This window comes from Planctomycetia bacterium (assembly GCA_015075745.1).
Classification (GTDB): domain Bacteria; phylum Planctomycetota; class Phycisphaerae; order UBA1845; family UTPLA1; genus UTPLA1.
Genome location: JABTTW010000001.1, coordinates 581,524 through 607,393, shown reverse-complemented (window position 1 = coordinate 607,393; position 25,870 = coordinate 581,524). Strand labels below are relative to the sequence as shown.

Annotated in this window: 20 protein-coding genes and 1 tRNA gene; 12 read left to right on the top strand and 9 right to left on the bottom strand. The window is 61.3% G+C overall.

Annotated elements, in window-relative coordinates; all coding sequences use genetic code 11:
* The first annotated feature begins 32 nt into the window (after nt 1-32).
* The 3 genes from HS101_02370 (at nt 33) to HS101_02360 (ending at nt 2,877) form a co-directional block, all read left to right on the top strand.
* Nucleotides 33-1,391, top strand: coding sequence for a metal ABC transporter permease (locus tag HS101_02370; protein MBE7505111.1), 1,359 nt, complete (start codon nt 33-35; stop codon nt 1,389-1,391).
* Nucleotides 1,388-2,731: a metal ABC transporter permease gene (locus HS101_02365; protein MBE7505110.1), complete on the top strand. Its 1,344-nt coding sequence runs from the start codon at nt 1,388-1,390 to the stop codon at nt 2,729-2,731. Before HS101_02370 ends, HS101_02365 begins: the two co-directional genes overlap by 4 nt.
* Before the next feature lie 73 nt (nt 2,732-2,804).
* Nucleotides 2,805-2,877 (top strand) — tRNA-Thr (locus tag HS101_02360).
* Between the two features lie 841 nt (nt 2,878-3,718).
* Here HS101_02360 and HS101_02355 read toward each other — a convergent pair.
* The 4 genes from HS101_02355 to rsmH form a co-directional block, all read right to left on the bottom strand.
* Nucleotides 3,719-5,467 (bottom strand): penicillin-binding protein 2, encoded by a 1,749-nt coding sequence (locus tag HS101_02355; protein ID MBE7505109.1) that lies wholly within the window; start codon nt 5,465-5,467, stop codon nt 3,719-3,721.
* Nucleotides 5,468-5,542: 75 nt separating this feature from the next.
* Entirely contained in the window at nt 5,543-5,812 is a 270-nt protein-coding gene (locus HS101_02350) for a hypothetical protein (protein MBE7505108.1), read from the bottom strand.
* 12 nt (nt 5,813-5,824) lie between these two features.
* A complete protein-coding gene (locus HS101_02345; protein MBE7505107.1) occupies nt 5,825-7,018 on the bottom strand; it encodes a LysM peptidoglycan-binding domain-containing protein in 1,194 nt (397 codons plus the stop codon).
* A gap of 56 nt (nt 7,019-7,074) precedes the next feature.
* Nucleotides 7,075-8,025, bottom strand: a complete 951-nt coding sequence (gene rsmH, locus HS101_02340) for a 16S rRNA (cytosine(1402)-N(4))-methyltransferase RsmH (GenBank protein ID MBE7505106.1) — start codon at nt 8,023-8,025, stop codon at nt 7,075-7,077.
* A 447-nt stretch (nt 8,026-8,472) separates the two neighbouring features.
* Between rsmH and HS101_02335 the strand changes: the two genes are divergently transcribed.
* The 9 genes from HS101_02335 (at nt 8,473) to HS101_02295 (ending at nt 19,494) form a co-directional block, all read left to right on the top strand.
* Entirely contained in the window at nt 8,473-9,792 is a 1,320-nt protein-coding gene (locus HS101_02335; protein MBE7505105.1) for an IS1380 family transposase, read from the top strand.
* 311 nt (nt 9,793-10,103) lie between these two features.
* A complete protein-coding gene (locus HS101_02330) occupies nt 10,104-12,176 on the top strand; it encodes a thrombospondin type 3 repeat-containing protein (protein ID MBE7505104.1) in 2,073 nt (690 codons plus the stop codon).
* A gap of 140 nt (nt 12,177-12,316) precedes the next feature.
* Nucleotides 12,317-13,513, top strand: a complete 1,197-nt coding sequence (locus tag HS101_02325; GenBank protein ID MBE7505103.1) for a rhomboid family intramembrane serine protease — start codon at nt 12,317-12,319, stop codon at nt 13,511-13,513.
* A gap of 103 nt (nt 13,514-13,616) precedes the next feature.
* Entirely contained in the window at nt 13,617-14,177 is a 561-nt protein-coding gene (locus HS101_02320) for a hypothetical protein (GenBank protein ID MBE7505102.1), read from the top strand.
* 121 nt (nt 14,178-14,298) lie between these two features.
* Nucleotides 14,299-15,357, top strand: coding sequence for a ThiF family adenylyltransferase (locus HS101_02315; GenBank protein ID MBE7505101.1), 1,059 nt, complete (start codon nt 14,299-14,301; stop codon nt 15,355-15,357).
* 22 nt (nt 15,358-15,379) lie between these two features.
* Nucleotides 15,380-15,742: a hypothetical protein gene (locus HS101_02310; protein ID MBE7505100.1), complete on the top strand. Its 363-nt coding sequence runs from the start codon at nt 15,380-15,382 to the stop codon at nt 15,740-15,742.
* 427 nt (nt 15,743-16,169) lie between these two features.
* Nucleotides 16,170-17,243, top strand: a complete 1,074-nt coding sequence (locus HS101_02305) for a hypothetical protein (GenBank protein MBE7505099.1) — start codon at nt 16,170-16,172, stop codon at nt 17,241-17,243.
* A 105-nt stretch (nt 17,244-17,348) separates the two neighbouring features.
* Nucleotides 17,349-18,491, top strand: coding sequence for a TlpA family protein disulfide reductase (locus tag HS101_02300; GenBank protein MBE7505098.1), 1,143 nt, complete (start codon nt 17,349-17,351; stop codon nt 18,489-18,491).
* A 19-nt stretch (nt 18,492-18,510) separates the two neighbouring features.
* Entirely contained in the window at nt 18,511-19,494 is a 984-nt protein-coding gene (locus HS101_02295; GenBank protein MBE7505097.1) for a hypothetical protein, read from the top strand.
* A 12-nt stretch (nt 19,495-19,506) separates the two neighbouring features.
* On the opposite strand, the gene HS101_02290 is transcribed toward HS101_02295, so the two are convergent.
* The 5 genes from HS101_02290 to HS101_02270 are packed head-to-tail and all read right to left on the bottom strand — an operon-like array spanning nt 19,507 to nt 25,818.
* On the bottom strand, nt 19,507-20,958 hold the full coding sequence (locus HS101_02290) for a glycosyltransferase (protein MBE7505096.1): 1,452 nt from the start codon (nt 20,956-20,958) through the stop codon (nt 19,507-19,509).
* Nucleotides 20,942-22,027, bottom strand: a complete 1,086-nt coding sequence (locus HS101_02285) for a polysaccharide deacetylase family protein (protein ID MBE7505095.1) — start codon at nt 22,025-22,027, stop codon at nt 20,942-20,944. Before HS101_02285 ends, HS101_02290 begins: the two co-directional genes overlap by 17 nt.
* Entirely contained in the window at nt 22,024-23,481 is a 1,458-nt protein-coding gene (locus tag HS101_02280) for an FkbM family methyltransferase (protein MBE7505094.1), read from the bottom strand. Before HS101_02280 ends, HS101_02285 begins: the two co-directional genes overlap by 4 nt.
* On the bottom strand, nt 23,478-25,085 hold the full coding sequence (locus HS101_02275) for a hypothetical protein (protein ID MBE7505093.1): 1,608 nt from the start codon (nt 25,083-25,085) through the stop codon (nt 23,478-23,480). Before HS101_02275 ends, HS101_02280 begins: the two co-directional genes overlap by 4 nt.
* Complete coding sequence (locus HS101_02270; protein ID MBE7505092.1) at nt 25,072-25,818, bottom strand: acylneuraminate cytidylyltransferase family protein; 747 nt, start codon at nt 25,816-25,818, stop codon at nt 25,072-25,074. The genes HS101_02275 and HS101_02270 overlap by 14 nt, the downstream gene beginning before the upstream one ends.
* Nucleotides 25,819-25,870 lie beyond the last annotated feature (52 nt).

Genomic DNA, 25,870 nt, shown 5'->3' with positions numbered 1-25,870 from the left:
TCATCGCGATGCTGATTCCTTTCTCGAACGCGATGGCACAATCGCAGCCTGTCACACACCGTTCGATCACCGACACCGGCGTACAATGGCCGGGGTGGGATCAGGTCATTCAGGCGCTGCTGCTGCGCGACTATAACACGCGTGTCGTCGTGCTGGGCTCCACTCTTCTTGGTCTTGCGGCGGGTGTGATCGGGACCTTTGCGTACCTTCGAAAGCGCGCCCTCATGGGTGATGCGCTGAGCCACGCCACGTTGCCGGGCATTGCCCTGGTGTTCCTGATCATCGGCGCCAAGAGTATGCCCCTGTTGCTTCTGGGCGCGGCCGTCAGCGGCGTCCTGGGCGTCCTGGCCGTCATTGGGCTTCGGACCATTCCCCGTATCAAGGAAGACGCCGCCATCGGCATCGTACTCAGCGTGTTTTTCGGGCTGGGAATGGTGCTCTTCGGACTTGTTCAGCAGATGAAAACGGGCAATGAGGCGGGCATTCAAAGCTTCATTTACGGCAAGGCCGCCGCGATGCTCAATCGCGATGCGTGGCTCATCGGCGGCGTCGCGGTCGCGGTGGTCGTCGCATGCACGCTGTTCTACAAGGACTTTCGCATTCTTTGTTTTGACGAGCAGTTCGCCGGTTCTCAAGGCTGCCCGGTGGTGATCATGGACCTCGTGATGATGGCGCTGGTCGTGCTGACGACGGTTGTCGGATTACAGGCTGTGGGGCTGATTCTGGTCGTGGCCCTCCTGATCATTCCGCCGACTGCCGCGAGGTTTTGGACGGATGATCTCAGCGTCATGACGATTCTTGCCGGCGTCAGTGGTGCGGCGAGCGCATGGTTCGGGGCAACGCTCAGTGCACTGATGCCGAGATTACCGACGGGAGCCATCATCGTGCTATGCGCGGGCGCGATGTTCCTTATCAGCATGTTGGCCGCGCCACGTCGAGGCCTGATCGCCCGCTTCTGGAGGAGTTGGTCGCTTTCCCGACGCATCGGTCTCCAGCACGTTCTACGCGCGTTCGCCGAGCATGAGGAGCGGTATGCCGAAGGGGTCGGCATCACCATTCAACACCTCCTTGCGGCGCGGTCGTGGTCTTCCGCCAGTGTTCATCGCTCGCTCAGGCTGGCGATCCGTCGTGGCGAAGTTGCACGAGGCGGCGATGGGGGGCTGCGGCTTACATCGGCGGGCCGGGTTGAGGCCGCGAGAATCCTGCGAAACCACCGACTATGGGAACTCTATCTGATTCGACACGCAGACATCGCCCCGTCACACGTGGATCGAGATGCGGATGATGTCGAACATGTGCTTTCCGAGCCGATCGTGCGAGAGTTGGAACGGGCGCTGGATGAGGCGATCGCGATTCCGCCGTCACCGCACGCGGAGGGAGGCGCTGCATGAGCGGTTGGGATTGGAGTAATGACGGCTGGATCGTCCTGGCGGGGGTGCTTTCGGCGTGTTCATGCGCCCTTGTCGGAAACTTTCTCGTGTTGAGAAAGATGAGCCTGATGGGCGATGCGATTTCGCACGCCGTCCTGCCGGGGCTGGCGATCGCGTTTATCGTCTCGGGCAGCCGGGCATCATTGGAGATGTTCGTCGGCGCGGTTCTGGCGGGCACGCTCACGGCCGTTCTGTCGCAGGCTGTCGTCAAGTACGGCGGAGTCGAACGCGGCGCCGCGATGGGCGTTGTCTTCAGTGTCTTCTTTGCGCTGGGGCTCATCCTGATTCGCCAGGCCGCGGACCATGTCGATCTTGATCCCGGCTGCGTGCTCTACGGCAACATTGTTCAGATTCCGCTGGATGCGATCGGCGGCGAGATTCCCCCGGCCATTGTGAATCTGGCCATCGTGTTCGGGATAAATCTGCTCTTCGTCGGGCTGTTCTACAAGGAACTGCGTGTATCCACGTTTGATCCACAGCTCTCTACGACGCTCGGTATCCCTGCGTCGCTCATGCACTACCTTCTAATGATCCTGGTCTCGATGACCACCGTAGCCAACTTTGAGTCGGTCGGATCAATTCTCGTTATCGCGATGCTGATCGTTCCCGGCGTTGCTGCTCATCTTCTTACGGATCGATTGTCGACAATGATTATCGTGAGTCTCGTCATCGCCTCCGCTTCCGCGGTGCTGGGTCATATCGCCGCGGCCTTTGGCCCTCGCTGGGTCGGAATCGACGCGGACACGAACACGTCCGCGATGATGGCGGTCGTCGCCGGGATGTTTTTATTGACGGCCGTTCTGGCCTCGCCGCAGCACGGCGTGATCGGCAAGGCGTTTCACCGAGTTCAGCTTTCATTGACGATTACACGCGAGGACATTCTCGGCTTGCTTCATCGATGGAGAGAGATGAGCGCCGGTGATTCTCGTCCGATGCATCGGGAGGAAATCCTGGCGGCGGTCGGCGACTCGACGCTCTCGCGTTGGGCCCTTCGATCGCTGGTTCGCCGGCGTGAACTTGCTCCCGCAGTTTCCGACGCCGCAACGACGTCGCCCGCCTATCTGCTTACGCCTGATGGGGTCGCCAGCGCCTCTGTCCTCGTGCGGTCACACCGACTTTGGGAGTCGTACCTGGCCAAGCATTTTGCGATTCCGCTGGATCATCTGCATATGTCGGCCGAGCGGTGGGAGCATTTCATCACGCCGCAGCTTCGCGAGGAGTTGTCGCAGGACCTGACCGCGCCGGACGTCGATCCGCACGGCAAGGAAATCCCACCGGAGCACGGCGGACAAGGGCGATAATCCGTTCGCGGGCGGCACTTTCGTTAAGCGCCTTGAGGCTAACTCACTCGCCGCCTTACAATTGAACGGCTACGCCGCCGTAGCTCAGTTGGTAGAGCAGCGGTTTTGTAAACCGCAGGTCATCGGTTCGAGTCCGATCGGCGGCTTTTTCGCATCGAGCGGTGCCACTTTGTGTGGCACCGCGTTTCCCCGCTAGAGACAAGGACTTACGTGAATCTCTGGGCAGCGCGGCCGCGCTCGCGACGGCGCGGGATGCCGAAGGCGTTCGCACGGTTTCGCGCGCCGGTTGCTGTGGATGTTGCTGGGGGTCTCCGACCGGCCCACCGGAACCCGTCGCCCGAGGCTTCTGCTGCTCGCGCTCTTTGCCCCTTTGTGACGGCAGAGCATCCAAGGCGCCCGTTAAGTCGTGGACGCCCAGCTTGCTGTAAACGTTGAGCGTGAGCTTGGGGTCGCTGTGCCGGGCCAATTCCTGGGCAACGCGAACGGATGCCCCGCCTTTGAACAGGAGCGTGATGAACGACACGCGGAGGGCGTGGAAGTCGGCAATGCGTCCAGCACCGTCAACTACCGCCAGGGTGTCCGAATCTCGTCGCTTGCGTCGTTCGGCTGGGATGTGAGCCCCACGAATTTACCGTGCCCGCGCCAATCGAAGGTCTGCGCGAATCATCTCTGCCGTCCGGTTGGGCATGGAAGCGAATACAGGCCCGTCAGACGATTGCTCCGAGAGCCAGGGCCGTAGCAGGTCGGCCAAGTCCGTCCTGATCGGCTGGAGGTCATTTCGACGCCGTTTCGAGTCTGTTGCATGCAAGGCGATCGCCGGCAGGTCTGCTTCCAATTGGAAGCTGTGCCTGGTCAGGCTGCGCGTTCTCCCGCTCGAAAGCCGGTTCCACTGGCGACGCGGTAGAGCATTGTCCGGTCAGCTCCCGTCATGCCGCACCAGGTTGGGCCGTGCTCTGCGGTATCGATTACGGAAAAACCTAAATTGTCCTAGTCGCGAGGGAGTTCTTCGGTGAAGGCGGATAGGGCGGTCGGCGTCTGGTCGGGGGGGACCTGAAGATATGCCAGGGCGTGGGCGAGAATCTCACGGACGGCCGGTGCGGCGACGGTGCCGCCGTAGTAGCCGATGCTCTTCTTGGGCTTCAGCACGGCGACGAAGACGACGAGTTCAGGATCGCTTGCCGGTGCGCCGGCAATGAATGAACTGACATACGCGTCTCGCTCGTAGCCGCCGCCGCCCTTCCGGGCGATCTGGGCGGTACCGGTTTTCCCGAAAACGCGGTAGTTGGGCAAACGTGACTTCGTACCTGTGCCGCGCTCGACAACGGCACACAAGACTTCGTCGCGCATTCGTTTGGCAACGGCTTCGGGAATCGCCTGGCCCGCCGCCGGCGGATTGGAGAAGTCGCTCACCAGGCGTCCGTCAGGCGTCATGACGGCGCGGATCATGTGCGGCTGAACGAGATTGCCGCCATTGGCAATGGCGCAAAAAGCACGGGCCATCTGGATCGGCGTGACGCTGATTTCCTGCCCGATGGGAATGCTGGTGGTGCTGAATGCCGTCCATCGAGAATAGGGAAGAAGGATGCCGGGGTCTTCGCCGATGAGATCGAGGCCGGTCTTATCACCGAACCCGAATGCCTTGACGTAATCGAAGAGCTTGCGATTTCCGAGACGCTTGCCGATCTTCGCCATTCCGACGTTGCTCGATTTGACGACCACATCGTCGAATCGGAGGGCGCCGTAGGGATGGTGGTCGTGCAGGACGCGAACGCCGTCGGACCAGGCGCCGTTCTCACAGTCGAAGATCTCGTCCATGCGGACGACCTTCTCAGCGAGTGCGGCGGCGGCGATGAATGGCTTGAAGGTGCTGCCGGGCTCGAACGGATCGGTGATGGCACGATTGCGGTAGCGATTCGCTCCGTAGTCCTGGTATTGATTGGGATCAAAGCTGGGCACATTGGCTAGGGCGAGGATCGCGCCGGACTTGGCGTGCATGACGATTCCGACAGCACTTGCGGCCTGATACCTGGAAACCGCATCGACCAACTGGGTTTCGACGTTGGCCTGAATCTCCGCGTCAAGCGTCAGGACGACGTGGAATCCATCACGGGGGGGGCGATAGCCTCCGTCGGCGAGCCAGAACGCCTTTCGGCGGGCATCGCGGATGATGGTCTTGATGCCGTTCTGTCCGCCGAGCCATGCCTCGCACTGAAACTCCAGTCCGCTCACGCCGACCCCGTCGGGTGAAACGAACCCAATGAGGGCGGCTGCGAGGGAGTTCATTGGGTAGGTTCGGTATGGTTCATCGAAAATGCCGAGGCCGTAGATGCCTGCGTCACTGATGGCCCGAGCCTGCTCTTCGGAGACGCCTCTTCTGATGACGAAGAAGCGGCGATCCTCGGCGGCCATCAGGTCCGGCATGATCTCAGCGGATGGGATGTGAAGAATCTCGGCAACCGTGTTCGCGGCGGCGGCCTTGTCTGGGACGACCTTCGGATCGGCAAAGACGCTCTTGCGGAGAATGGTTCCGGCAATGACTCTGCCGTGATTGTCAACGATGAGGCCGCGACGATGGCGGAGGGGAACGACGCTTTGCTGCTGACGGTCGGCCCGGGCGAGCAGCATCGTGCTGTCGCAGGCGTTGATATAGACGAGACGGCCTGCCAACGCGAAGAACGAGCCCATCACGGCGACGATGAGTATTTGCCCAGCAAGATTTGATCTGCGAGATCGCACGGTGGCACATCCACAAGTCAGGGTATGGGGCCAGTTTGCCCGTCAAAGCGGCGTCGCCCTCCAAGGAACCACGTATCAGCGAGCAGGCACCGGGGCGGACTGCGGTGCGGTCGGGGGAAGAATATCGAGACCGAGCTCGGACGCACGCTTGCGAATCTCGTCCGGGCCGCGAAGCTTGGCAAGCTCCATTTCCCTGGCCCACAGTTCCTGTTCAAGAACCACTTTGGCCTGATGGAGCTTCTGGACCCGGTTCGCCGCCTTTGCGGTTTCACCCCTTATCGCGACGATACCCAGCCCTACGGCAACCAGGGCAAACACGACGAGCAATGCACGAAGAACGGTCACGTCCGACCTCCATCAGGGATCGATATCACCGATGCCGTTTGAGGTGAAGACGCGGCGATCTTCGGGTAATGCTGCGGAGGGAACCGGTAGCCGCAGCTTCATGCCGGGCTTGATCGTGTTCTTATTGGTGATCACGTCCTTATTAAGCTCGAAGAGATCGCGGGTGAACTTTTCGCTGCCCAATTCGCGACGGGCGATCTTGCTCAGCGTGTCGCTGGGGCGGACTTCGTACACCTTATATGCCTTGGGGGTTTCTCTGCGCTGGGCGGCATCAGCCGTTTTTGGCACGCGGATGGTCGGGTTCAGTGCATCGGCCGTCATCGCCGGGACCTGAGTCGTTGCCGGCTGATTCTTTTCTCCGATCGGGATCGGGATGCGCACCGCTTCCTTCGTACGAGGTTGAGCTTGGATATCAGACTCCGACTTGAGATTGCTGAGGGCGAAATCCGGCGCGGGCTCAAAGTGTTTGGCAGCCTCACCGAGGTCGGGAATCCTGAGCTTCTGGCCAACCTTTACGGTGTGGCGATTGTCGAGGACGTCCTTATTGACCGCGTAGATGGCGTCAATTCGCTGGGGGGTGGATCGCTCATAATACTTGGCGGCGATCTTTCCAAGGCTTTCGCCCTTGTCAACTGTATGCTCGGTCCTGATCTTGTAAGTCGGACTCTGCTCGACGACCGGCGCAGTGATCATCGGCTGCTGTGAGGCGGCCAATTCCACGCGCTGGCCTGACGTCGGCTCGGCGGGGGTTGACCAAGTAGAGGCCGGCGAATCGTTCACGTTAGTCCGCGGCACGTTCGCCGTGAAAGCGGGCATCGCATCGGCCCCAACGGAGTCGGTCGTCGGCTCGGTCGGCGCGATGTCGCCATTGATAAGACTGATTACGGAATCCGGCAGCGGGGGCAACTCCTCTTCGCCGACGCGCGGTCCCTGGGCGACCTCTTCCTCGCGCATCGCCATGTCGGGGTTCACGCCGATGGCCGGCTGAACGATGGGGGGCAGGGCCCTGTCCACCTGGAGTTTTCCGGCGTTGGCCAGAGGCTGTCCGGCAGCGGCGGAAGCGGCATCGGTCCCCATCCGATCAACCATTGAAAAGGCGGGGAGCGAAGAATTTCGACTCGACGGCCCCTTTTCAGAAAGGATGATGGCGAAAACAATAATGAAGGCGAGTCCGACAAGCAGCCCGATCTTCGTCTCCCTAGTCATCTAGATGCACCTCCATGTGCTAGTGGCGACCTACGATATCAAAAAATCGGCGAGACTCAAGGGCCGGCGACGAATTTCGCGGCACGGAGCTTCGCGGAACGTGCGCGGCGGTTCGACTGACACTCGGCATTTCCCGGCGTAACCGGCTTCTTGGTCAGCAGCTGGTACGATCCGGATCGAGCGCGAGTCCGAAAGTCTTCTTTCACAAGGCGATCTTCGCCGCTGTGAAAGCTGATGATCACGATACGTCCGCCGTCCGCGAGGACGGACGGCGCCGCGGCGAGGAGACGCTTCAGGGACTCCGTTTCCCGATTGACCGCCATCCGGAGGGCCATGAAGGTCCGAGTGGCCGGGTGAATCCGGTCTCGGCGGGAATCGGGATCCTGTCCGACGGCGGAGGCGACGAGACGCGCAAGGGCGACCGTGCTGTCGAGCCGACCTTGCCGACGCGCCTGACAAATCCGCTTTGAGATTCTTCGGCTGTGTCGTTCTTCGCCCTGTATGTAAAGTAGATCGGCCAGTTCACCTTCGCCGAGGCCGTTGACGAGGTCAGCGGCAGTGATCGTCTTTCTCCTGTCCAGTCGCATGTCCAGGGGGCCGTCGCGGTCGAAGCTCAGCCCGCGCGATGGGTCTTCAATCTGATTGCTGCTGACGCCGAGGTCGGCAAGGACTCCGTCAACCTTGGCAAGCCCCAGGTCAGCCAGGGCCTGAGGAAGATCGGCAAAATTTGCCTGTGCGCCGGTGAAACGGTCTCCGTAGGCATCGAGGCGCGACCGGCTGTGGGCGAGGTTCGATTCGTCGCAATCAAGGCCGATCACCCGGAGGGCAGGATCGGACTGGAGAAGCAGTTCGGAGTGGCCGCCAAGACCGAGGGTGCAATCGACCAGGAGGGCAGGCTTGTCCGCCAGCAGAAAATCGCAGACCTCGCGCGGCAGGACGGGGACGTGAGACGGCTGGTCACCTGGCTGTGAACCCGGAACGAGGGATTGGTCGTGGATATTTTCCATGAGATGAATTGGACGGTGGGCATCGTCAGACGGCAAGCCTGAAAGCGGCTGCCGAGGCGTCACGATTGGAGCCTCCAGCGACGAACCAATAACCGCAATTGCCGGCCAGCATCCTTGGAGCTTTGCAAGTTTGGACGCTGCGAAAATAGCGCCGGGCGAATGCGGATGCGGTCTTCCGGATACCGACTCGAACGGGAACGGCGTGGCGGATTGTCTCGATACTCCCCCTACTCCGCAGGCGACACCCGGTTGTTGTGCACCGGGCGTTGGGCCCACTGTCGGGCTTCTGGTACCGGGCCTTTTGCTGACCTTAACCCGAATATTTCATCAGGTCGGCGTTGAATAGGAATAGAAAAAGCCTCGAAGCCTTGTAGACTGGGGTTTCTTAAGAACATTCCGGTCCATAGGCAGGGAGGCTTTTTCGTGACAGACTGTAACAGCAAACCGATGTTCTTTTCCAGTCTCGGCCGCAAGAAAATCGTGGCCGATTTCACAGGCGGAACGCTCACCTCAGACGCCGGGGGTCTGCTGCTTCGGGAGGTCGAGCGGCGTCTGGGCCTGGTCGATCAACTGGCCGGGGTCATCAACGACCCGCGTGATCCGGCCCGAATTCAACATGACCAGCGGGTCATGCTGGCCCAGCGCATCTTTGCCATTGCGATGGGCTACGAAGATCTCAACGACCATCAAGCCCTGCGGAGCGATCCCGTGCTGGCGGTCCTGACCGGGCGGCCGCCGAGCGCGGATGAGCCGCTGGCCAGCAGTCCGACCTTGTGCCGGCTGGAGAACCGCGTCACGCGCGGCGACCTGGCACGAATGTCGCGTGTGCTGGTGGAGCAGTTCATCGCGTCCTATGAATCGCCGCCGGAGGAATTGATCCTCGACTTCGACGCGACCGACGATCCGATCCACGGCAACCAGGAAGGCCGCTTCTTCCACGGCTATTACGACCACCACTGCTTCCTACCGCTGTATGTGTTCTGCGGCTCGCGGCTGCTGGTCTCCTACCTGCGGCCCAGCAACATCGACGGGGCCCATCACGCCTGGCCCATCCTGAAGCTGCTGGTGCAGCGCTTGCGACAGGCGTGGCCCGGGGTGCGGATCATCGTCCGCGGGGATTCCGGCTTCTGCCGCCGGCGAATGATGAAATGGTGCGACCGGCACGGCGTCAAGTACGTGCTGGGCCTGGCCCGCAACACCGTCCTGGAGAAAGCGGCCGAGTCCTTCATGCAGGCGGCCGAGGCCCAGTTCGCCACCACGCAGCAGAAGGTGCGGAACTTCCACGAGATCGAGTACGCGGCGCAGACCTGGGATCGCCCGCGCCGCGTGATCGTCAAGGCCGAGCGGCTGGTTCAGGGGCCCAACGTTCGATTCGTGGTGACCAACCTGACCGACCGCACGCCGAACGATATCTACGACGGTCTGTACACGGCCCGCGGCGACATGGAGAACCGCATCAAGGAGCAGCAGCTCGGGCTCTTCGCCGATCGCACCAGTTGCCACGCCTTCCTGGCCAATCAGTTCCGGCTGCTGTTGTCCTCGGCGGCCTACGTCCTGGTGGAAACGCTGCGCCGCACGGCCCTGGCCGGCACCGAACTGGCCGAGGCCCAGGTGAACACCATTCGCCTGAAACTCCTCAAGGTCGCCGCGCGGGTGGTCGTCTCCGTGCGCCGCGTCGTACTGCGACTGTCGAGCAGCTGCCCCCTGCAGGACCTGTGGCGATCCCTGGTTCCACGACTCCGCCTGATCCCGCCCGCCCCATCATGACCCGAAAAACAACCTGATCACCGCTTGGGGGTAAGGGGGCCCTGCGCGCCCCAACCTCCACCTTCATCCCTCCGCTCACGCACAAAGCCGAAAAACTCCGTCCATCACCATTCGAAGATCACTGATGAAATATGCGGGTTAAAGGGCCGAAAACGAAGAAAAATGGGTTGATTGACGTTTGCGGCGTCTGAGCTGCGCATGAGTACTTGTCCAACAGTTTCCATCCTCGCGACCGGGCGATAAGGCTCGTCCCTGAGCCGTCGATTTGGCGGTCACTGTCTGGACTTGGATACACGCCTACGAGGTGAATCATGCGCGGCGATAGGGTTCTTGTATTAGTAATGGTCCTGCTCGGGATGCTGACCGGCCCCGTCCATGGGGGGGCGCCGGTCCGAACGGCGGTGGTGACGGGTCAGCAGGCGCCGGGCACCGATCCGGGGGTCGTCTTCAATGGCATTCAGGATTCCGTGATTAACGCCCAAGGCAGGGTCGCATTTGACGGTCGGCTGATGGGTCCCGGCGTCACGCTTGAAAACGGCGGCGGAATCTGGGTCGAGCGGTCGGGCGGACTGATGCTTCACTTGCGGTGGGGAGATCAGGCGCCGGGCACGAACCCGGGCGTCGCCTATTGGGCAACGGGTCTTCCGGTACAGAACTCTAACGGTCGGATTTCAGTTTATAGCAACCTGCTGGGGCCGGGCGTAGACACCGTAACTAATTCAAACAACGTCTGTCTTTTCACCGATGGATCAGGCGTTTCTTCATTGCTCGCGCGTCGAGGAACTCCAGCGCCCGGCACGAGCATGGGCGTCACGTTCAGTCTGTTTGGAAGCCCCCTGTTGAACGATGCCGGACACAGTGCGTTCTATTGCGCGCTTTCGGGTACGGGCATTAACTCCACGAATGATGAATGCGTTTTCTCTGATGCGACCGGCCAACTCGGGCTGGTGGCGCGCGACGGAGACGCGGCGCCCGGCACGGAGACGAATACGGTATTTCGCGGCATCTTCCTGCCGACCTTGAACAACCTCGGACAAGTCGCCTTTCATGCGAATCTGTTTGGACCATTGGTCACCGGGTTCAACGGTCGCGGAATCTGGGTGGGAGGCGTCGGATCACTGAACCTAGCCGTACGCGCCGGTGACGCAGCACCGGGGATCATCCCAGCGGCGAATTTCATTACTTTCCTTCACCCCGATATCAACAACGCGGGGAACATCTCGTTCGCCGCGACGATCGCCTCGGGAGGGGCTATTGACGCGACGAACGATACGGGTGTCTGGGTGATGGGCGGGGGAGCCTCCCGACTCGTGGCGTTGGAAAGGGATCAGGCGCCGGGAACGCCGATGGGAGTTCGGTTCGGGGATTTCGTCAGTCCTGGGAATGTGAGACCGGGGTTGAATGGATCGGGACGCATCGCCTTTGTCGCGCCGCTCACCGGCGCAGGCGTGGACATGACCAACGACACCGGACTGTGGTCGGATGCCGGCGGCGTGCTTGAACTCATTGCGCGCGAGGGATCACAGGCTCCCGGACTGCCGCCGGATACGAACTTCGATGTAATCACGTTTGGCGGGATCAACAACAAGGGTTGGGTCCTGTTTCATGCAACGCTCGGTGGCTCCGCGGTCACGCCTAACGTCAACGAACAGAGTCTTTGGATTCACGTTCCCGGCGAGGGGCTGGGGCTCGTCTCACAGAGCAGTGAATCAATCGAGGTCGCGCCGGGGGACATCCGGACGGTGCAGGGACTGGGAATCAGCTCTGGGGCAAGGGGCTCGGAGGATGGGAATCGGGAAAACCTTAACGATGCCGGACAAGTGGGCTTCATTGCAAATTTCACGGACGGCTCGTCCGCGATACTGGTGATGATCGGCCCTGACGAGGATGACGACGGCTTCAACGACGAACTCGATAATTGCCCCCAGACCGCAAACTCGGACCAGGCCGACAGCGATGGAGACGGTCTGGGTGACGCGTGCGACGGATGTCCGACGGACGCCAACAAGACCGCCCCGGGAATTTGCGGATGTGGCGTTGCCGACGCGGACAGCGACGGCGATGGGACGCCTGATTGCAATGATGGATGTCCTGCAGATGCCGCAAAGGTGGCACCCGGCGCGTGTGGATGCGGCGTCGCGGATACCGACAGCGACGGCGACTCGGTGCCGGATTGCCTGGACATGGCGCCCGGGACGAATGATCTGGCGGACAACAATGGGAACGGTATTCCCGATATTCTGGAAATGCCGGGTGGCCCGCAATCGACGCCGGGATGCTGTGCGCCCGGTGTCGGACCGGTCGTCGGGATGATGGTGCCGCTGTGGCTGATGGGTTGGAAAGGGCGACGGGTCGCACGCCGGCGGCTCGCCCGGGGAGGCTGATGTCGCTAGAATGCTCCACTGGAATTGATCGGTCGCCATTTGCAGCCTGACGGACATGAATTCGCAGGTCAGGCGGCGACCCGAATCAGGTTGGAGCAAGCGCCATATTCCTCTTTATTCCCATCCGGACTGACACGCCGTTGCGGCGGGCTCCGCAGGTCAATTTCGGGCTGATCGTCGCAAACGTCCTGGTATACATCGTGCTGGATTTGCTCGGCTCGTCGCCCGGAGCATCGGTGCTGGCTGATTGGAAACGGCGCGGCGTTCTGGATCCGCAGAATCTCTCCGTATATCAGTTCTTCACTTATCAGTTTCTCCATGGCGATTTCCTGCACCTGCTGGGCAACATGCTGTTTCTCTGGGTGTTCGGCAACAGCGTCAATGGCAAGATGGGGAACATACCATATCTCTTCTTCTATCTGGCCTGCGGCGTATTCGCCGGACTGGGCTTCGCGTTGTTAAATACGGATCCCTGCTTGGGGGCGAGCGGGTCCATCGCCGGGGTGACGACGGCCTTCCTGGTCTTGTTTCCTCGCAGCCACATCACGGTGGTCTATTGGCTGGTGTGGTTCATCGGGACGGCTCAGATTCAGGCAATGCTCTTGATCGTGGTGAAGATCATCCTGTGGGACAACATCGTTTCGCCGAGGCTTTCGGGCGGACACGACTATGTCTCCGTCGCCTACTCTGCGCATGTCGCCGGTTACTTGTTCGGCTTCGTGTGGTGCTCGTTCATGCTTCTGATTCGGGCAATACCACGCGATCAATACGACATTATTGCTCTGGCCAAACGGTATCACCAGCGTCACCAGTATCGCGCCATGATGGCCGATCCCAACAAGAAGGCAGAGGCGGTTTATGGTCGCGTGGCGCGGCCCATCTCAGCGGACGGGGCGCCCGAGATGGAAGTCAAGCTGACGCCGGAGCAGGAAGCGCTGATGCGGCGGCGATCGGAGATCGGCGAACTTCTCGACGCGCACGATTACGAAAAGGCGGCGGACGAATATGTATCGCTGGTTGAGAAATATCCGGATCAGTGCCTTCCGCGGCGACAAATGATGGATGTCGCGAATCAGCTGATGCAGGTAGGGCGTTATCCGGTAGCGGCGGCAGCTTATGAGAATTACCTGAAGCACTATCCGACGGATGCGGAGGTCGAGCAGGTCAAACTCGTGCTGGGAATCCTCTACGCCAAGTATCTCGAGCAGTACGAGGCTGCGCAGAACTATCTTCGTGAGAGCCTGACCCGTCTGACGAACGAGGACCAGATTCATCAGGCGACGCATTGGCTGGAAGAGGCGACGGTGGCGCTGGGGCGTGGTCCGGCAACGGCCTAAGCCACACCAACGCGCTTCATCATCGTGGATGGTCGAATCGTCAAATCGACTGAGCGCTGAGGGGTGCGGGGGCATGTGACGTATCTCCTCTTGAGGAGCGACAATGGACGAGCGAGCACGAGCCACGGGAATACATGCGGCGATCGGGGCGCTGCTCATGCTCGGTTATGGCTGGGGCATGGGCGGATTCAGCCCGCTGGGGTCCGCGGGCAATTTGTACGCCGCGGCGATTGCCCTCTTCAATGGAATGCTGAAGTTCGGCGGGATCGCCATGGCGATTTCCGCGGTAATCTGTTTGACGGGTAGGGGCGTCGGATTGCTGACCGATGCGGTGGTCAGCGGCATTTGCGGGCTTGTCATGGTCGGCTGCGCCATCATCTGGATTGCATCGGGCGGCGGCTTGGACATGCAGGACTTACTGATCCTCATCTTCGGCGGCTTTTTTGTTTCCGGCGCTCGGCGATCATTGTCGGAGTATCGGTCGGTCAGGCCGGCCGCCGCGCCGCCGGTGGCGCGGGCCCGCAGCGTGGAGTCGCAGCCGCCACATCCGGCGAGCATTCGGCCGGCGAGTTTGACTGGTGCGGATGTTGAGCCCCCGCCGGAAGGGTACCTGGCTGCATTGTCGAAAGAGAAGGACGAGCCACCGACGGCATCGTTTGAGTGATTGATAGGTTGTTCCCGATGCAGCGTGTTGCTTTGGAGGGAATTGCGGGAAGATTTGAGCGTTGGCTTCCCCTGTAGGCCGGGGCGCAGACCATGCGACGGGTTGAGCGGAGATTCTGGATTTGGGACTCAAAAGAAATGATGACGAGCAGCTTGCGCGGTACAGCAGGCAGATTTTATTCGCCGGGGTCGGCGAGGCAGGGCAGCGACGCCTGTTGGAGAGTCGGGTTGCGCTGATTGGCTGCGGGGCCCTCGGGACCGTCATCGCGGATACACTGGTCCGAGCGGGGGTTGGTTTCCTGCGAATTGTCGATCGCGACTACGTGGAGCTGAACAACCTTCAGCGCCAGGTCTTGTTTGACGAGCGGGACGTCGCCGAGGGAATGCCCAAAGCGGTCGCCGCGGCGGAGAAGTTATCACGCATTAACTCTGGTGTAATCGTCGAGCCGATCGTCGCCGACGTTCACGCCGCAAACATCGAAGACTACTGCGCCAAGTCAGACCTGATTCTCGACGGCACCGACAATTTCGAGACGCGTTTCCTCATCAATGACGCGGCGGTAAAATCCGGCACGCCGTGGATCTATGGGGCATGCGTCGGCGCGACCGGGATGGTAATGCCGATCGTACCGCATGAGACGCCGTGCCTGAGGTGCATCTGGGGTGAACCGCCGCCGCCGGGGATGAACCCCACATGCGACACGGCGGGGGTGTTGGCGCCGATCGTTCACATCGTGACTGCGCTGCAGTGCATTGAGGCGATGAAGATCTTGACGGGTAACAAGGAACTGCTGAATCGGCGGCTGGTGCAGATCGATGCGTGGACAGGTCAGTTCAACGACTTCGACATGGCGGGGACGCATGAAACAAACGCTTGTGTCTGTTGCCGGGAGGGTCGATACGAGTATTTGACAAAGCGCGGCTCTGGCCGCACGGCGACGCTCTGCGGGCGATCGGCGGTGCAGGTGTCATCAGGCTCGGCATCAGAGGTCGACTTACCGGGCGTTGCGGCGAGAATTGCGCCGGTGGCGAAGGGGCCGCCTCAATTGAACCGATACTTACTTCGATTCGACGTGGAAGAGTACCAGATCACCCTCTTTCGAGACGGCCGCGCAATCATCAAGGGCACGACCGAGCCGGACGAGGCCCGATCGATCTACTCGCGGTACGTGGGTAGTTGAGAACAGAAAGCGAAGTGACGAATTGAATCGCCGAATTCCGAAACTGTTGGCATCGACTGTTGTAGCATCGGCATTCCTTCTCTCACCGGGGTGCGTGGAGTTTTCGCACTTTGGTCAGATCAATAATCGAGAGACATCCGCCTCCGTCAATGGAGTAACGATCGAGCAGCAGCAGGACGGCGGCGATTGGAAAGTCATCGGTCGGACGGACGGCAAGGGGGCCTGGAACATCTTCAAGGCCAAGATTCAGCCCGGAAAGCGCGTCCGCCTGAGCAAGCCCGGCTACGAAACAATGATGATGGAGGAAAGCGACTTCCTCTCACAGCACGTCATCATGCTGACGCCTTCAAACGTGTCGACCTTCGGCGGGGAATACATGCGGTAGGCGTCGGCGGATGGACGAGTCGTGCCGCGAGCGGCGTACGAGCAGGAACAGAATATTGACGCAGGATTGGCAGGGCATCGTGACGGCAGGCTTCCTCTTGATTGGAGGGTTCGTGTTCCTGCGCCTGCTGGCCGATGCGAGGGCTCATGAGGTAACCCGGCGTGAGGCCGAATTCGAGTCTGAGCGGCGAAAGGCAGCCCGGGCGGAAAGGGAGCGGATTCGCAGGGAATCCCAAGTCGTAACGGCAGCCCCCGCGACAACGGTCAAGGAATGAGAAATTCGCCACAACCTTCTAGGAGAGCGGCGCTTAGTGTAGTCCTCGATTGACAGACACGTGGCGGGAAGCTAGAGTGAAATGAGCCCATCAGCCGGGGCGGCCCTGCTCGCCGGGTCGGCTTGCCGCCGTTTTATTTTTTCGGGGAGCAACATGTCTGAAGCGCCGCAACGATTTGAGAATATTCGACGATCCTCGATGCTCGCGGGGGCACTCGGAGTGTCGGGAGTCGCGGGGTTGATCATCACCGCGTCGTACCTGGTGCTTGGGGACACGGTCGACGGTCGGTACCTGATGATTTTGGTCGGCATCGGCGTCGCGTCCATGGGTCTGTTCATGGGGGCGGTTTACCTCTTCTTGCGCGGGCTCACGGACTTGGCCCTGAAGATCGAGGCGACCAGCTTCAGAGTTTACAACACGCTTCGGGATATCCATGACACCGTACCGACGGGCATGCAACACCTGGGCGTGATCGCGGACAACGTTCAGCTTTCCGACGCAGTTCGGGGCCTGATGCATCGTGATCGGGAGCGAACGGCCCTGCGGCTGGCGATTAATGAGGAGATCATCCGGGGCGATATCGAGGCTGCCTATGCCCTGGTAGAGCAGTTGGAGGAGCGTCACGGATATAAGAACGAGGCGGCGCGACTTCGTCAGGAGGTGGACCGGTCCCGGCAGCAGCTCAACAGCCAGCAGGTTCACGAGGCGGCCGAACAGGTTCAGGCTCATCTTGAGGCCCAGGAATGGGATCCTGCCCGTCGGCTGATGGATCGGCTCTTGGCACAGCATCCCAACAACGGAGAGGTCGCGGCCTTGCCGAAGCTGTTTCAGTTTCGCCGCGGGGAGCAAAAGCGGCGATTGTTGAAGGAGTGGGACGACGCGGTTCGCAGGAACGACGTGGATCGCGGAATCGCCATTCTCAGGGAATTGGATCAATATCTGACCCGGAATGAGGCGGCGGCCCTGGAAGAGTCAGCGCGGGGCGTTTTCCGAACGAAGCTTCACAATCTGGGGCTGCAATTCTCCTTTGCCGTCACGGAGCATAATTGGGCCGAGGCCCTGGACGTGGGCAAGCAGATCGTGGACGAATTCCCTAACTCACGCATGGCGCAAGAGGTACGCGACCGCATGGTCGTTTTGGCCAAGCGCGCCGACGGGGAGGATGACGGGGAATCCGACCAGATTCCCATCTCACAACGGGCAGGATCGCCAGCGTCCGATATATAATGAGGGCTGCGGCTGGATGCCGCGCCGCATATTGCGGGGGCTCGAAGTTAAACGGTCGCTTGCGGGCGGTGGTGTCCCCTCATAAAGGTTACCGGGAGGTCATGGATGATGTCACTGGAAGCCCAGAACATTTCGAAACGGCGCATAAATCGCTTTAGTCGTGGGTTCCTGTTTGTCGGCCCGCTCGCTGTGGCGTTGCTGGCTCAGCCGGGCTGTAATCAAGAGGGCTATCCGACAGATAATACTTGGCATTACCAGGGCAAGGCCCCGTCGGGGGCGCCACGGACGTCATCGTCTTTCGCCTACCGCTATCCCGATCGGGCTCCGACGCTGGATGCCGCGGGCCTGCAGGACCTTGTGTCAAAATATCGACAGCGCGTGGTGCTTCTGGACTTCTGGGCCTCGTGGTCTCGCGAGACGCGCGACGAGCTGGCGATGCTGGCGCGGTTGCAAAGCGATTTGAAGGATGAGGGATTCCAGGTCATCGCCTGTAATTTCGACTCGCCCGACAACTGGAACTCCACAACCGTACCAATTCTTCACGGCGCGGGGGCGAATTATCCGTGCGTGGTGATTTCAAGAAGCGCACGGCCCGAATTGCGGGCATGGCTGTCATCCGACTGGAGTTTTGACGTGCCGGCGCGATTCGTGATCAGCCGCGGCGGCAAGGTCACGGCAACGGCCTTCGCGGGTACGCCGCTGGGGGCCATCGAGCAGCAGGTGCGAGCTTTGGTGCGCGGCGGGCCCGCCAGTGAGCACAATTCGGTAACGCAGGGCGAGTTGGCGCTTCGATTGAAACTGGTCAATGTTTCCGCGGGCAAGGCGGAGTCGCTCGGCGAAGTCATCGCCCCGTCAAAAGACCCCAATATACTTGCGGAGCGAGCCGGCGCGCTGATCGCCGATCACTTGCAGCGAGAGTCCAATCCCAGGGTCGCACTCGCGGCGTTTCCGACGCTGCCGGGTAGGGCCGCTGCGGGACCGATGGGGACCGATCTTGCCACGCGCGTGGCCGCATCGATGCGCGACAAGGGCTATTACGATCTGATCGAGCCCTCGCGCACGAACGGGATGCTCAAGAACGCCGGGCAAAGCGTCATGTCGATCGAGTACGAGCCTGCTAATCTTCAAGGCAAGCTTCCCGCGGACTACCTCGTGATCGGCTGGCTGCGCGGCGATGTCGGCATCGCCGACTCAACAGCGACCTTGGCGGGGGAGAGATCGGACGCGGGCGACGACCCGACTCCGTAGCTGGTTTATTTGAGGCTGCATGTCTGTCGAGTCCGACGTCCGTGGACCGTCCGTCACGCTGGACCGACTCGAAGAGCTCTTCGTCGGCGATCAACCCAATTGGGATGCGATTGATTTCGACCTGTACTGTCCACGGTGCGCCTACAACCTGCGTCAGTTGCCCGGTCCGCGCTGTCCGGAATGCGGGCTGGAGTTCGACTGGCGGCCGCTGATTCGCCGACACGTTGATCACGCAACGCTTCTTATCGAACACGCATGGCGGCGCCGTCCGGCATTCTCATGGCTCAAGACGCTGGGGTGGACGTTTTCCCCCGGTACGATCTGGCGGCGTGTGACGCTCTATGACGCCGTGCGTCCCGGGCCGCTGTTGGTTTTTCTTGTAACGTCGGTGCTGGCCATCCTTGCGTTGACGCACGTATTGGCGTGTGCCATCGTTTATGTGACTTTTCTGCTTACACCACAAACCAGGGGCGGATGGCGACCCTGGACGTGGAATCATCCCGAGCTCCACCAACTGTGGATGTTCGGGACATGGCCGACTCTGGGCGATCCGCGATACCTGTTGATGCTGCTTGGCTTTCTATTTGGAATTGGTGGCGCGGGAATCGTTCTGTTTGTCATGCAGCAGACGCTGGGGCGTTGCCGAGTGCGGAGCATCCAGCTCTTGCGCGTCGTGGTATATGTCGCGCCGCCGCTCGTTGCGTGTGCTTCGCTGGTGCTCATGGCGTTTGTGGTGTTGCTGCCGCGGGGCATGTTTGTGGGGCAGGTGCCGCTAGTTCCCAGCGAAGTACTCTTCGATCGAGCGCCGCCTTGGCAGTGGATGGTCTTGTCTGGTGGCGTGAGTCTCTTGTTCGTGGCGTACGCGGTGCTGCTGACGACGGCGCTGCGGCGATACCTGAAGCTTCCGCGGGCGGCCTTCGTGGGTGTCATGTCGTCGCTGGTTGCGGGATTGTTCGCTTACACGATTCTGCTCAGGTTCGGATTGGAATTGCTGGCGAAGTAGATACAAAAATATTTATCTGGTATGCGCGGGAATCAGTTCGGCGCGAGGCATGGGCGAGGACGGCCGACGGCTCGGGGGCGGATCGAGGAGTTCTCGATAGAGCGCGAGAAACGCTTCGACTTGGCGATCGAGGGAAAATCGCGAGGACGCGTCTTTTGCGGCGCTGCCGGCGAGGCGAATCGCGAGTTGCCTATTGCCGAGGATCGTCGCCGAGAAGTGTGCCAGACCGTCCGCATCTCCTGCGGCGACAAGCACACCAGTGGCATCGTCGATGGCTTCGCCCGTGGTCGCCGAGCCGCATGGCACAAGCGAGATAATCTGCTCCGGAATACCACCGACAGCCGTTGCGACGACAGGGCGGCCACAGGCAAGGGCCTCAAGGATCGTATTGGGAAACGTGTCCGCCCTGGCGGAATGAAGGTAAAGATCCGCGGCGCGGTAGTAATCGGCGACCGTCATGGCATCGGCTTGTGCAGGGATATAGCGAATCTCCGCGCCATTTATTCGTTCGGGCCGACCGCTTCCGCCGAGTGCGAGAAAGAGCAGCGGTCGCTCAAGCGGTTGGGTAGCGAGTTGGCCGATGGCGCGACGAATCGTCGCAAAGTCCTTGAAGGGATTCTGCCCGGGAGACTGTGCGACAAAGAGCAGAATGGCGGCGTCCATCGGTAGACCCAGGGCCCGGCGAGCCGCCTGCATATCGCCGGGGTGAAAGATGGAGGTATCAACGCCGTTAGGAATGACTCGCGCATCGGCAATGGCCGGGGCAAGCATGGACTGCTTCGCTCTTTGAAGGAGCCAATCGCAGGGCGCGGTGACGCAAACTCTGCACTGAGCAAACACCTCGGCCTTTCGCCGCCAATTCTCGGCGGTGGCGTCGCGCCGAACCGCAGGGTAAATGGACAAGTCGGGGCATTGTCCACAGCCGGTTCGCCAGCGATCGCAATCGAAAGAGTGAGCGCAGTGGCCGGCAAGCAGCCATGCGTCGTGAAGTGTAAGGATGACCAGTACTCGGCGACTCAACCCCGGCAGCGCTCGAAGGTCGAAATAGTTGGCGTGCAGATTATGGCAATGAACGACTTTCGGCGTACGAGGCGGCAGATCGAGCAATTGAAGTGAACCGGGAAAGTTGAAGTCCTCGATGCCGCGACGGCGCCCCAGCCAGCCGGACGGCTCGGCGAGCGACTGCAGGACAGGGGCCATCAATCGGGCTCCGGGAATCTTGTGGAAGTGAGGTTGCATTGCGGCGTGCAGTCCCCATGCAATCCGCCGACGGAGACTCGTGGCTTCGCCCTTGTGATGCGTGATTCGATGAACGTCTGGGTCGTCGGAGCGTTTGCGACCCACGGCCATGTGACTGTCGTGGCCCAGACGGCGATAAGCGACGTGAAGATTCCGCGCAATCGCCTCCGCGCCGCCAAGAACGTCGGCCGTGCTGACCTGAAGAATGCTAAGCTCGCGCGGCATAGCTCAATTGCGGCTTTCTTGACTCTTCGCCATGTGCCTTTAGGAGCCGTGCGTGAAACTCGGCGCCGTCCCAGTCACGGACAATCGCCCGCGGCAGTGCAAAGACGTCGGCATCGGCGGTGACTCTCGCGGCAGAGACCGGCGGCTTTCCGGAGTTGGCACAGGCACAATGGAATCCCGCGCACCGCGCCATCGCCGCCGACTCTTCGCCGAAGTCGCCCCGGCAGCCGAACGGGTAGGCAAAACTGGTGACGGGCTGCGCGATGATGCGCTCCAACTCGCTTCGGCTTCCCAGGATTTCGTCCAACTGGCGATTTACGCTGAGCGTACTGAGCTGTGGATGCGTGAGCGTGTGGGCCCCGATTTCGATCAGATCATGTCCGGCCGCCGCGCGAATCTGTTCGTGCGACATCGATCGATGCGACGGTCGGATGATCTCCGCCGCACCGGCCCACGCGCGAAGCTCGTCGATCGTGCTCGATCGATGATCGTCGCGCATCGGGCGCAGGAGATGGCAGAGAAACAGGTACAGGCCCTGCCGCTCGCTGACCGGCTCGCGGGAAAGAACGTTCCAGCCGGATTCTGACGGTCTATCATTCGATCCGTCGGCGATGTGCCACTCGTGAACGGCCCCCCCGCATTCCAGACGCAGATCGGCCGGAACGCGCGGGGCGGTCAGGACGATGCGTTCGAGATCGTCCCACCAGAACTCTCGGACCACGGGTTCGACGCGCGGCGTGACAAAAATCGTCGCGGGGATGTTGTATTCGCCAAGAAGCGGCGCGGCGATTTCAAAGTTGTCCGCGTAGCCATCGTCAAAGGTCACAACGACGCTGTTCGGCGGAATGTCGCGTGCCGGGTGGGCGCTGAGCAGTCGGTCGAGCGAGATGGGATTAAAGCGCCTGCGGATGATCTTCAGATGCTCGCGAAAGTTCCGCGGTGACACGGCGAGCAATTGCGGATCGGCGTCGAGCTCGGCAATTCGATGATACAGGAGGATCAGACAACTGCCTGCCGGAGAGCGGCGGGGCTCGGAGATCGGGGGGCCTTTTCTATGGGATCGTTTCATTTTGTCCTGACAGCCCTGATGGTGATGAGAAGTTCGTAATCTGGATCGACGTCGTCCAACTCCGACGGAGACAGTTCTTCGACGCTGATGCCCTGTAAGAAAGCAGTGGCGGCAAGCACGTTGCCGTGCGCCTGCACGCTGACATTTGCCTCGCCGAACTCAGCTTCAAACAATCGTCGGGCGGAGAGCGTCGTGAATCGCCAGTAATCCCCCCAGCGGTCCATGTCGTAGCGGCTGATCTGACTGATCCCCGGCAGCGTGGCAAGCAGCACGCCGCGCGGTCTCAGGGCCTTCGCCGCGTGCTTGATAGCGTCGCCTACGTCCTCAATGCAGAGGAGCGTTTGAGTAAGAACCATGCAGTCGAAAGCGTTACAGGGGATGCCTTCGCCGGTGGCCAGGTTGCCGACGATCGTCGCATGACGATTGCCGGACACCGCGTGAAGAACCTCGCTCTGCGTCACGCGATCGGCCCCGAACTGGCGGGTGTAGGTTGCATCACCGACTTCGAGGACGCGGCCCTGAATGTCGTGCGCGTGGCCCGCAAGGAACTTCTCAATGTAGTACCGGTCGATGGGCGTCCCGCGATCGAAGCCAAAGGTGCGGCTAACCGGCGTGATGCGGCGTAGCTCACCCCAGTCGATCGGCGTGCGAACCTGTGGTGCGTCAATCGTCGCTGGTGACCTCGCATCGGGGCGCTCGGCGTAGACGAGGCAGAACCATGGTGAATTCGGTCGCAGGCGAAACGGCGGCTTGGTGGAAGGATTCGTCTCGCGGTCGAAGTCGTGAAGCAGATAGCGAAAGCCCGCGCGGTCGAGGAGATTGAGAATGTCGCCAAGGCATTGCCTGCCCCCGGGCCAGCCGTGGTATTCGAGGATAAGCCGTCGAACGAGGCCGAGTCCGCCGGATTGCTCCAGATCGCGAAGGACGGGCCACTCCTCGCCTTCAATGTTGAGCTTAAGCATGTCGACCGGCTCGGTGAGGAGCGACGAGAGCCGGACCGTGCGAATAGAACAGGCTGATTGCGAATGGGCGACAGAGTGGTCGCGCGTATCGTTGCCGATGACACGGCCGCCATCAGAGCCGTCGGGCACGAATCGAACTACTCCGTCGCGGTCACTGAGGCCCGCCTTAATCAGCTCGACATCAGCCAGTTGGTTGGCCTGGATGTTCTTGCTGAGGAAGGCGAAGGCGGTCTCGTCGGGTTCGTAGCACATGACCCTCGCGGCGGGGTAGAGTCGCTTCCAGCGAAGGGCCGCCATTCCGATGTGAGCGCCGCCGTCGATCAGCAGCGGCCGGGCGACGTCGGTGGCGAAATCGTAAATGCGATTATCGAAGATGGTGCGGCGCTCGGTCTGATAGGACGGCGCATCGTTGTAGTGGATGATGACGCCGTCGGGCGTCACTTCCCGATGGACGCGCGGGCACGCGGCGGTTTCGGCGGAGAGTGTTGTCATGCCGGCACCATCTCCCTGACGGCGGCAGCGCCGGCCGGGATGCCGACGAAGCTCCGGCGCTGCAGTATCGACTTCACGATCCCGTCGAAGATTGGCATCGAGTCGGGAAAGTTCTCAAAGCTATCAATCTGGATGCGGGGCTTCTGCGGGTGTCCGTGGACGCCGACGAAAAACTCGGGTCGCTTCACCAGTCGATAGATAACGACGTGGAGCAGCTTGCGCAGGCTGTCGGTATCAACCGTCGGCTTGGGAATCTTACCGTCGAGTATGGCAAAGTATTGCTCGCGAAGGCTGATGTCCGCGGTGAGTGACTTGCCGCTGTAGAACGGTGTTCCGCAGACAAGCGGGCTCGCTCCCATGAGACTGAGCTCGGCGCCGAGCGTCGAGGTGTACACGGCGCAATGCTCCGACCGCGCGGCAATCTCGTATGAGCTGAACTGCGAGTCAGGCGCGACGAATCTCACGTTCTGCGAAAGTCGCCCTGCGTAGTGAGCCTGGATGGACTCGATGATCGGCGTCCGCGTCTTGAAGCACAGGCGCGTTTCGCCGGGGTGGGCGCGAATGATCAAACAGTGGTCGGGGCGCATCGCCGCCCAGTCGATGGTCGAACAGATCCAGTCGAACATGCTGGCAAAAGCGCGGTCTTTCCCAAGGGCGTTGGTGTCCCAGATAATGTTCGTGAAAAGCGAAACGATTTTCGCATCGGGCGGGATATCAAGCTCGCGTCGGATGCGCTCAAAGTCCGTCTCTTCTCGTTCGTAATAGGTGTAGAACCGCGCCTCCTGCCTTCTCCATCGGGCGAAGTAGGTATCAACGGCCTCGACCTCACTTGCCGACAGCGTGTGCTGACGCGCGGCCTGCCAGCTTGCCTCATCGACGGGGAAGTCGATGGCGCGGTCATCGTTCGCCAGGACCACGGAGGCATCGAAGTAGCCGCCTTCTTCCCACGTCGTCACACTCACCCCGCGCATGCGGGCAAGTTCGTACATGTACGAGTACATGATCGACTTGCCGTTGACGAGCACGACGATGTCGGGCTTTTCGCGGAGCAGGATGGCATCGGCGAGATCGACGCTCATGACGGCGTGTATGAGGTGCAGCCGATAGACTGAGAATTCCTCCGGCGTGCGCGGGTCAAACATGCCCAACGAATACTGAGTGAGGTCGCGAAGCGCGATCTTCCCGATAGGCAGGCCGCGGTGCCGCATATCCATGAGTTGCGCGTCAGGTGTTTGTCGGACGAGTTCCTCGGCGGAATGCCGTGCGGTCGTCGCATCGACGTAGGTGGAGATGCCGCGGCCCTTGATGCCGAAGCAATCGTGCATGAACTCGAATCGGCGGCGGAGAACCTCGTGCGGTGGCGGCTGGATGTCCTGGTTCTCCCAGGCGCAAAGCGGCAGGAGGCCGTCGAAATAGACCGACACGGCCTCGTGTCCCTCAAGCTCGACGGCAAGGTGAAGGAACTGTTCGAAGACGCCGAGTTGCCACGGGTCCATGCTGTAGAACAGGACGCGCTGGGCGTCTTCGGCGCGGTGGGGCCGATCGAAGAGATGGCTCTCGCGTTCACGCAAGGAACGGATGGCATGTAGATCATTCAGCGACAAGCGTTTGACATCCTCGATGGTTCGGCGGCGCTGTCCGCGACGACTGACTCGCGACGATCATGCTGCACAGGTCAAAGTCCCAGGGCGTATCAATCTGGAGCGAACGCTCGGGCGGCATTTCATAGGCCAGCGTGCCGGGCGGCTCGAAGGTTCGTAGTCTGCGGATCGTCTCGACGCCGCAGAGATAGATCGCGCCGTTGAGGGCGTACGCAGGGGGGAGGTCCTGCCTTCGCGGATAGGCGATGTCACAGGGGACGAACGGCGCGAGCGAACCGTCGGCGCTTTGCCGGCGGACGAGAAACGGGTGGTCGTGGGTCTCGACGACGCTGACGACGGCGGGGGCGCCTTTCTGACGGGCGAGGCGGACGGCGGCGTCGATGTCGTCGGCGGTGCGAAAGGGCGACGTCGGTTGCAGGAGCATCACGGCGTCCGTGCTAACGCCGTCGACTGAGGCGAGGGCGTCGAGCGCGTGGAGGACGACGTCGATGTGCGGCGAGCGGTCCTGTGCCAACTCGGCGGGGCGAATAAAGGGCACCTCCGCGCCGTACTCGCGGGCGACGTCGGCGATCGCCTTGTCGTCGGTCGAGACGATGACGCGGGCGAGGGAATCGGCGCGCCGGGCCGCGTCGATCGTCCATGCGATCAGCGGTTTGCCGCCGAGCGGGCGGATGTTCTTACCCGGCAGGCCTTTGGAGCCTCCACGGGCGGTGATGAGTCCGACGATCTTCTGCAAAGCGAGGGCCCCGCATTGTCTGTAATTATCTGCCGCAGTTGGCTTTATCGGA